Origin of the sequence: Nocardiopsis protaetiae, from assembly GCF_045446735.1 — a bacterium.
Taxonomy (GTDB): Bacteria; Actinomycetota; Actinomycetes; order Streptosporangiales; family Streptosporangiaceae; genus Nocardiopsis; species Nocardiopsis protaetiae.
Window position 1 is genome coordinate 1 of record NZ_JBJJBV010000297.1, and the last position, 7,775, is coordinate 7,775.

Sequence of the window (7,775 nt, forward strand, 5' to 3'; positions counted from 1 at the left end):
CCGGGGCGGGGGACCCGCCCCGGGCACCGGCGCTCACTCGGCGGCCGCCCCCGCCTCCGGGGCGAAGTCCGGCGTGTCGGCCAGCAGCGCCCGCGTGTACTCGTGGCGCGGCTCCGACATCACCCGGCCCACCGGCCCGTACTCCACGATCCGGCCCCGCTCCAGCACCGCCACCCGCTGCGCGATGTTCGACACCAGGGCGATGTTGTGGGTGACGAACAGCAGCGCCATCCCCTCGTCCTGGAGCCCGCGCAGCAGTGACACGATCTCCGCCTGCACCGACACGTCCAGGGCCGAGGTGACCTCGTCGCACACCAGCAGGTCGGGACCGGTCGCCACCGCGCGGGCGATGCACACCCGCTGCCGCTCGCCGCCGCTGAGCTGCTCGGGGAACCGGTCGGCGTAGGACGCCGGGAGCGCGGCCCGCTCCAGCGCCTCGGTGACCACCCGGTCGGGGTCGCCGGGGCGGCCCGCCAGGTGCCGGTAGGGGCCCAGGATCAGCTCCCGCACCCGCTTGCGCGGGTTGAGCGCCTCGTACGGGTTCTGGAAGATGTACTGGATGCGGCGGCGCTGCTCCGCGGTGCGCCGGCGGCCGGACAGCGGCAGCGGGGCGCCGTCGAACAGCACCTCGCCCACGGCGCCCCGGTGCAGCCCGGCCACCGTCCGGGACAGGGTCGTCTTGCCCGACCCGGACTCGCCCACCAGGGCCGTGCACTCCCCGCGGGCCACCGACAGGTCGATGTCCTCCAGCACCCGCGTGCGCCCGTACCCGGCGGACAGCCCCGACACCCGCAGCAGCTCGCCGCCGCGCTCGGCCTCGGGCGCGTCCGTGCGCATCCGCGGGACCGCCGCCAGCAGCGCCCGGGTGTACTCGTGCCGAGGCGCCGACAGCACGTCGCCGGTCGGCCCGTGCTCGACCAGCTCGCCCCGGTACATCACCGCGACCGCGTCCGCCAGCTCGGCGACCACCGCCATGTCGTGGCTGATGTAGATCCCGGCCGTGCCGTACTCGCGGGTCATCCGCCGCACGGTGTCCAGCACGTGCTTCTGCGTCGTCACGTCCAGGCCGGTGGTCGGCTCGTCCATGACGATCACGTCCGGGCGGCCCACGAAGGCCATCGCGATCGCCACCCGCTGCTGCTGCCCGCCCGAGAGCTGGTGCGGGTACCGCCTGAGGAAGACGTCGTCGTCGGGCAGCGCCACCTCCCGCAGCACCTCGCGCACCCGGGCGTCCGCCTCCGCGGGGGACAGATCCCCGTCGTGCAGCGCCTCGCGCAGCTGGACGCGCAGCCGCAGCGCCGGGTTCAGCGCCGAGGCGGGCGACTGCGGGATGTAGGCGACGGCCCGGCCGCGCAGGGCGCGCACGCCCCGCTCGTCCAGCGACGCCAGGTCCCGCCCGGCGACCTCCACCCGGCCGCCGGTGATCTCCGTGGCCCGCTTGCGGTGCGCCAGCAGCGCCAGGCCCACCGTGGTCTTGCCCGAACCGGACTCGCCCACCAGGCCCAGGATCTCGCCGCGCCGCACGGTCAGCGACACGTCGCCGACGATCGTCACGTCGGAGGGGCGGCCGATGACGGTCAGGCCCTCCACCGCCAGCACGGTCTCCGTGGTCCCCGTCATTTCCCGACCCCCCGGTCGATGCCGATCGCCGCCCGGGACAGCCCGTCGGTGATGAGGTTGGCGCCGATGGTCAGGGTCGCGATCGCGGTCACGGGCAGCAGCACCGCCCACGGCTGCACGATCATGCCCTGCCGGTTCTCGTTGATCATCAGGCCCCAGTCGGCGGTCGGCGGCTGGAGTCCCATGCCGAGGAAGCCCAGCACGGCGACCACGCCGATCGAGTAGGTCAGCCGCAGGCCCAGCTCCACCAGCAGCGGGCCGGTCACGTTGGGCAGGATCTCGACCGCCATGATCCGCCACCGGGGCAGTCCGATCGCCTCGGCGGCCTTCACGTAGTCCTGCTCGACCACCGCGCGGGTGGCCTCGCGGATCACCCGCGCCACCCGGGGCATGTGCGAGACCGCGATGACGGCCACGATCAGCCACGTCTTGGGGCCGATGATCGACATCACCAGCAGCGCCGCGATGAGCTGCGGGAACGCCAGCAGCATGTCGTTGACGCGCATGATGAGCTCGTCGGCCCAGCCGCGCAGGTACCCGGCGACCACGCCGACGACCGTCCCGGCCAGCACGCCCAGCCCGGCCGAGGCCACGGCCAGGACCAGCAGCGTCCACCCGCCCCACAGGAACCGGGTGAGCACGTCCCGCCCGCGGTTGTCGCCGCCGAAGACCGTGCCGTCCACCCCGGTCTCGAAGGGGCGGGCCACGAACTCGGTCGGGGTGTAGGGGGCGATGAACGGGCCGACCACGGCGACCAGCACCACCAGCCCGGTCAGCACCACCCCCACCCTGGTCCGCCCGTGCTTCCAGGCGGCGCGGAACAGCCCGCCGCCGCGTCGGCCCCGGGCCGCCCCGGCGGCCAGGGCCTCGATCGGAGGCGCGCTCATCGGCTCACCCTCACCTTCGGGTTGGCGGCCAGCCCGATCACGTCGGCGGCCAGGTTGACGAGGATGTACACCCCGGCGATGAGCAGCACCACGGCCTGCACCAGCGGCACGTCGCGGTTCTCGATCGCGTCCATGAGCACCTTGCCGATGCCGGGGAAGTTGAACAGGAACTCGACGGCCACCACACCGCCCGCCAGCCAGGCCAGTTGCAGGGCGATCACCTGGGCGACCGGGCCGATGGCGTTGGGCAGGGCGTGGCGCACCAGCACCGTCCGCTCGTCCAGCCCCTTGAGCCGGGCCTGCTGCACATACTCGCTCTCCAGGACCTCGATCATGGTCGCCCGCATCATCCGCACGATCGGCGGGGCCACCGCGAAGGCCAGGGTCAGCACCGGCAGCATCCACTGCTCCGGTCCGCCGTTGCGCGAGTACACCGACGGGAACAGGTCCAGCCCGCCCGGCCCCAGGGCCAGGATCAGCAGGATGCCCACGACGAACTCGGGGATGGCGGCCGTGACCAGCGTCCCCAGGGACGCGGTGTGGTCGAACGCCCGGTCCCGGCGCAGCGCGCTGAACGCGCCCACCGCCAGGGCGATCGGGGTGGCCACCAGCGCGGCCAGGCCCATGAGCGTCAGCGACGCGCCGATGGGCCCGTTGAGGACCTCCGACACCGGGGAGCGGTTGGAGTAGGAGATCCCCAGGTCGCCCTGGACGACCCCCAGGAGCCACTGCGCGTACTGCACCGCCACGGGCTCGTTGAGGTTCAGCTGGTCGCGCAGTGCCGCCACCCGCGCCTCGGTGGCGTCCCGGCCCAGGATCATCAGCGCCGCGTCACCGGGCAGGGCCTGGGTGGCGAGGAACACCGCGACGGACACCGCCCACAGGGTGAGCAGCCCGAACAGCAGGCGTACGGCGATGAGCCGGGACATCACGCGTCCTTCCAGAGGGTGTGGAAGGCGTAGGAGCCGAGCGGGTGGCCGGACACGGCGGGCTCCAGGCCGCCCACGGACACGTTGTGGGCGTCGAGCAGGTTGACGAAGCCCCAGACGATGTAGCCGCCCTCCTCGTACTCGATCTCCTGGGCCTTGCGGATCAGCTCGTTGCGCGCGTCGAGGTCGGCGGTGCGGCGGGCCTCCTCCAGGAAGCCCAGCCACTCCTCGTGCTCGCCCCACATGGTCTCGTTGTAGGGGGCGCCCACCACCGATCCCTGCGCGGTCTGGGTGATGTAGTTGCGGGCGCTCCAGAAGTCCTGGCCGAACGCGTAGGGGAAGCCCTCCTCCTCGTTCCAGTACTCGCTGGGGTTGACGCGGCGCAGGTTCACCGTGACCCCGGCCTCGCGGGCCTGCTCCTGGAACACCTCGGCGGCGGCGACCACGCCCGCGCTGATGTCGGAGGTGACCAGCTCCACCTCCAGGCCGTCCTCGTGCCCGGCCTCGGCCAGCAGCCGCTTGGCCTCCTCGATGTCCTGCTCGCGCTGGGGGAGGTCCTCGGGGTAGGAGGGGTCCATCCGCGCGTACATGTCGTTGCCGACCTGCCCGTACCCGGCCAGGGCCTGGTCGATCATCTCCTGGCGGTCCACGATGAGCCGGAACGCCTGCCGTACCCGCACGTCGTCGAAGGGGGCGGTGTCGACCCGCATGGTGAAGGGCAGCCACATGCCGGTCTCGGACTCCATGACGTCCAGGTCCGGGTTGCCCTCGATGATCGCCACCTGCACGTGCGGCACCTGGGTGATGACGTCGACGCTGCCGCTGCTCAGGGCGTTGACCCGGGCGTCGTCGTCGGGGAAGTCGACGATCTCCAGCTCGTCGACGTAGGGCAGGCCCTCCTCGTGGTAGCCCTCGTGCCGCTCGAACACGCTGTACTCGCCCGCGACGAACTCCACGACCTTGAAGGGGCCGCAGCCGACCGGCTCCCGCGGGTCGTAGCCCTCCGGGACGACGCAGTTGTAGTACTCGGCCAGGGCCTCGGGCAGGGTGACGGCCGGCTCGGTGCAGGGGATGCGGACGGTGTGTTCGTCCACGGCCTCCAGGGCGTCGAAGTCCACCCCGGCCATGTCCCCGGCGCCGCGCAGGGGGTTCTCGGGGTCCAGGATGCGGCGCAGGGAGAACACCACGGAGTCGGCGGTCACCGGCGACCCGTCGTGGAAGGTCAGGCCCTCCTTGAGGACGGCGGTCCACTCGGTGCCGTCCTCGTTGGACTCCAGGGACTCCACCAGGTTGTTCTCGATGGTGCCGTCCTTGGTGTAGCGCACCAGGGTGGCGTACAGGGCGTGGTTGCGGGCGATGTCGACGTTGTCGGTGGGGTTGTGCGCGTCGAGGGTGTCGTTGACGCCGCCGCCCGCGACGCCCACGCTCAGCCGGCCGCCCTGCACGGGCTCGCCGCCGCCCCCGCCGCCGCTCTCGGAGCCGCCGCAGGCGGCCAGGACGGGGGCGAGGGCCGCGCCGGCCGCGGACACCTTGAGCAGGGTGCGGCGGCTGGGGGCGGCGGGAACGGGATCGGGACGGGACGTCACGGGACACCTCACGGGGATAGGGGATATGGAGGGGCGACACCGCGCACACCGGGGGCAGGGGGAGGGGCGGGGTCGTCAGGACCTTGTGTCCCCTCACGCGCGCGTCAAACAGGAGCGTTCGCCTGCCTAGGGGTCGTGTCCCGATCGATGTCGGGTGGAAGCGAAAACGTGGTGTTTGAGTCGCCTGTTTTCCGTTTTAGGGGATTTATTGCTTTAATGGTCGATCCGCTGGATTCCCGCAACTCCGGCAGGCCCTCCCGATGTCCCACCCCGGACATTGCCAACGTGTTGCATGTCACATGGCTCCCCCTGGGGTCCGGACTGTTTCCTTTGTCTGCATCGGGGAGGACACGTGACGGGGTTTTGTGGCCAATCCCAGGCACGGTGAAGGCGGGTGTGCTGTTCTGGACTCGGCACACCCTTGTCTAAGGTGAGTGCAGGCGGCGCAACCCGCGCGCCCGACGCGGGTGATTGGAGTGACCGGATGGCTGAGGCGAGGCAACTCCGGGAATACGTGCCCGCAGAGGTTCCCGAGAGCACGGAGCCCGCGCCGATCGAGGGCGGCGACCTCACCGGCGGCGCCACCGACCACACCGTGTGGAGCTGCGCGGGCAACCTCACCGCCGTCCGCTCCGTCCGCGCCCGCGTCCGCGAGTTCCTCGCGCGCATGGGCCACTCCGAGGGCGTCCTGGACGACGCCGAGCTCGCCGTCAGCGAACTGGCCACCAACGCCCTGCTGCACTCCCGCTCCGGGCAGAGCGGCGGCGTCATGACGCTGTTCATCCGCTCCGACGGCTCCCGGCTGCGCGTCGCCATCGCCGACCAGGGGGAGCGTTCGGGCGAGGGCGGGCACAGCCGCGACGACGGCGACGACTTCGGCCGCGGCAAGCTCATCGTGGACAGCTGCGCCACCCGCAGCGGCGACTACTGGAGCGAGGCCACCCACGTGGCCTGGTTCGAGATCGAGGACCCCCAGCCGGGCCTCTCCCTGGTCGGCGAGACCGCCTAACTGTGCCTTTTCGGGCCTCAGCTCCGCCCGCCCGTCGCCCACCACCACCCTCAACGGGCGGCCTTCGGCCGACTGCCTTTTCCTTTGCCGTGCTCGGCGCCCTTTGAAGGCGGGAATGGGTTTCAGGAGGCACAGCGGCCCCTACGGAGAAGTCCCCGTTCCTCGGACTTCTCCTCCAGGGCCTCCAGAACCCCGCCGGCGCCTCGCTCCCGCCGGTGCCTTGCGGCTCCGCGGCTTCGTCAGGCGGTCAGGCCCGGGGCGGCGATCCGCTCGGGCTCGGGGGCGCAGCGCACCGTCACCCGCCGCCCCTCCGGGGCGGGGCAGTCGGCCCCCGCCATCACACAGGCCCCGGTCCACAGCGCCAGCGCCACCAGCGCGGCCCGGGTGGCCTCCTCGCCGCGCTCGTCCACGGCGACCACGTCCTCGGCGGTCAGCGCCAGCCGCTCGCGCAGCGCCACGAACCGCGCCATGAGGTCGCTGTGCGGGTACAGGGTTGTCAGCAGCCCCGCCCCGGTCTCCTCGTAGCCCAGGATGCCGTTGTCGAACAGCCCCCGGGACGGGCTGTACCCCGTGCCGTCCGGGCTGGGCCGCAGCAGGTCCTCGAAGGGCGTCGTGCCCAGGGCGTCGCCGAACGCGATGACCTGCCGCACCCGCGAGCGCTCGGCCAGCTCCAGCGCCGCCGGCGCCAGCTCGGCGCTCACCACCAGCAGCCGGGCGTCGGTCTCGGCCAGTGCCGCGCACTGCACGTCGAGGTCGGAGGCGGGGGACAGGGGCAGGGCCCGGCCGCCCACCGCCATCACGGTGTAGGTGGCCAGGAACCGTTCGGGCGAGACCGGCGCCAGCACGCCGACCACGTCGCCCAGGCACAGGCCCCGCTGGCTCAGCCCGGCGGCGGCCCGCTCCACCGTGGCGGCGAAGGTCAGCGCGTCCACCCGCGACCCCTCACCGCGGATGGTGCCGCCGCGACCCGGGCGCAGACGCAGGCGCTCGCACAGCCCGCCGGTCAGCGAGCCGATGGGGTCGTCCCGGCGCGGCAGGTTGCGCCCCGGTCGTCCGGTTCCAGAAGACAGCCCTACCCCCATGCGTTCCCCCAGTTCACCCTGGCCGCGGTGATACCGCCATCCGGGCTCGTCACGCCCCCTCCACGTGGCGAGCCCGGCGGCGCCGCGCACCGGCCGGTCCGAGCGAGGTCCCTCCCCAGGTTCCACCTCGCGCCGGTGCGGGTTCCCACCGGCCCCGGGAATCCTCCCGGGGCTGACGGTCCGCCGGGATCCCGGGCTGTGCACCGGGGCCGACGGCCGCTCTCGGAGCGCTCGCCGACCGCGTCACCGAAGTGCCGCGATCGCGTGCGTTCCATGGCTTGAAGCCTAGCGCGTTCACGGTCGGATGCACATGCATATTGCTATGCAGATGCATATGTAGATTCGGTGCGCAGGGCCGATACAGGCCCCCTTCGCGGGGGTTTCGGGGGAACCGTCAGTCCCGGTCCCCGTGGCTCTGTATCCACGCCGCGATCTGCGTGCGCGAATGGAAGCCCATCTTTCTGTTGATGTTGGCGATGTGCCGGGCCGCGGTCGCCGGGCTGATGAACAGCGCCCGCGCGATCTCCGGGTTGCTCCGCCCCCTGCTCACCAGCCGGGCCACCTCCAGCTCGCGCCGGGTCAGCCGCTCCTGCGGCGGCGTCCGCGGCGGGGGCGGCGGCGGGGCCGCCGGGGTCCGCGCCGGGCGGGACGTCCGGGAGGGC

General features: G+C 72.7%; 7 protein-coding genes. 1 reads left to right on the plus strand and 6 read right to left on the minus strand.

Annotated elements, in window-relative coordinates; genetic code table 11:
- Positions 1 to 33: 33 nt before the first annotated feature.
- The 4 genes from ACJOT3_RS29725 to ACJOT3_RS29740 are packed head-to-tail and all read right to left on the minus strand — an operon-like array spanning position 34 to position 5,022.
- Positions 34 to 1,620 (minus strand): ABC transporter ATP-binding protein, encoded by a 1,587-nt coding sequence (locus tag ACJOT3_RS29725; protein ID WP_406976449.1) that lies wholly within the window; start codon positions 1,618 to 1,620, stop codon positions 34 to 36.
- The gene (locus ACJOT3_RS29730) at positions 1,617 to 2,507 is read right to left on the minus strand and encodes an ABC transporter permease (protein WP_406976450.1); all 891 of its coding nucleotides are present in this window, start codon (positions 2,505 to 2,507) and stop codon (positions 1,617 to 1,619) included. Before ACJOT3_RS29730 ends, ACJOT3_RS29725 begins: the two co-directional genes overlap by 4 nt.
- Positions 2,504 to 3,436 (minus strand): ABC transporter permease, encoded by a 933-nt coding sequence (locus tag ACJOT3_RS29735; protein ID WP_406976451.1) that lies wholly within the window; start codon positions 3,434 to 3,436, stop codon positions 2,504 to 2,506. The genes ACJOT3_RS29730 and ACJOT3_RS29735 overlap by 4 nt, the downstream gene beginning before the upstream one ends.
- Positions 3,436 to 5,022 (minus strand): ABC transporter substrate-binding protein, encoded by a 1,587-nt coding sequence (locus tag ACJOT3_RS29740; protein ID WP_406976452.1) that lies wholly within the window; start codon positions 5,020 to 5,022, stop codon positions 3,436 to 3,438. Before ACJOT3_RS29740 ends, ACJOT3_RS29735 begins: the two co-directional genes overlap by 1 nt.
- Before the next feature lie 484 nt (positions 5,023 to 5,506).
- Here ACJOT3_RS29740 and ACJOT3_RS29745 point away from each other — a divergent pair, with 484 nt between their 5' ends.
- Positions 5,507 to 6,031, plus strand: a complete 525-nt coding sequence (locus ACJOT3_RS29745) for an ATP-binding protein (RefSeq protein ID WP_406976453.1) — start codon at positions 5,507 to 5,509, stop codon at positions 6,029 to 6,031.
- A gap of 239 nt (positions 6,032 to 6,270) precedes the next feature.
- Here the strand turns inward: ACJOT3_RS29745 and ACJOT3_RS29750 are convergent, their stop codons facing one another.
- Together ACJOT3_RS29750 and ACJOT3_RS29755 are read right to left on the minus strand one after the other, a co-directional pair.
- The gene (locus ACJOT3_RS29750) at positions 6,271 to 7,113 is read right to left on the minus strand and encodes an AMP-binding protein (protein ID WP_406976454.1); all 843 of its coding nucleotides are present in this window, start codon (positions 7,111 to 7,113) and stop codon (positions 6,271 to 6,273) included.
- Positions 7,114 to 7,507: 394 nt separating this feature from the next.
- The coding region (locus tag ACJOT3_RS29755; protein WP_406976455.1) for a response regulator transcription factor at positions 7,508 to 7,775 on the minus strand (268 nt) is incomplete at its 5' end.

Bases quoted from the DNA above. Each gene is read 5' to 3' on its own strand.
- ACJOT3_RS29725 (WP_406976449.1), bottom strand. From the start codon at position 1,620: ATGACGGGGACCACGGAGACCGTGCTGGCGGTGGAGGGCCTGACCGTC.
- ACJOT3_RS29730 (WP_406976450.1), bottom strand. From the start codon at position 2,507: ATGAGCGCGCCTCCGATCGAGGCCCTGGCCGCCGGGGCGGCCCGGGGC.
- ACJOT3_RS29735 (WP_406976451.1), bottom strand. From the start codon at position 3,436: ATGTCCCGGCTCATCGCCGTACGCCTGCTGTTCGGGCTGCTCACCCTG.
- ACJOT3_RS29745 (WP_406976453.1), top strand. From the start codon at position 5,507: ATGGCTGAGGCGAGGCAACTCCGGGAATACGTGCCCGCAGAGGTTCCC.
- ACJOT3_RS29750 (WP_406976454.1), bottom strand. From the start codon at position 7,113: ATGGGGGTAGGGCTGTCTTCTGGAACCGGACGACCGGGGCGCAACCTG.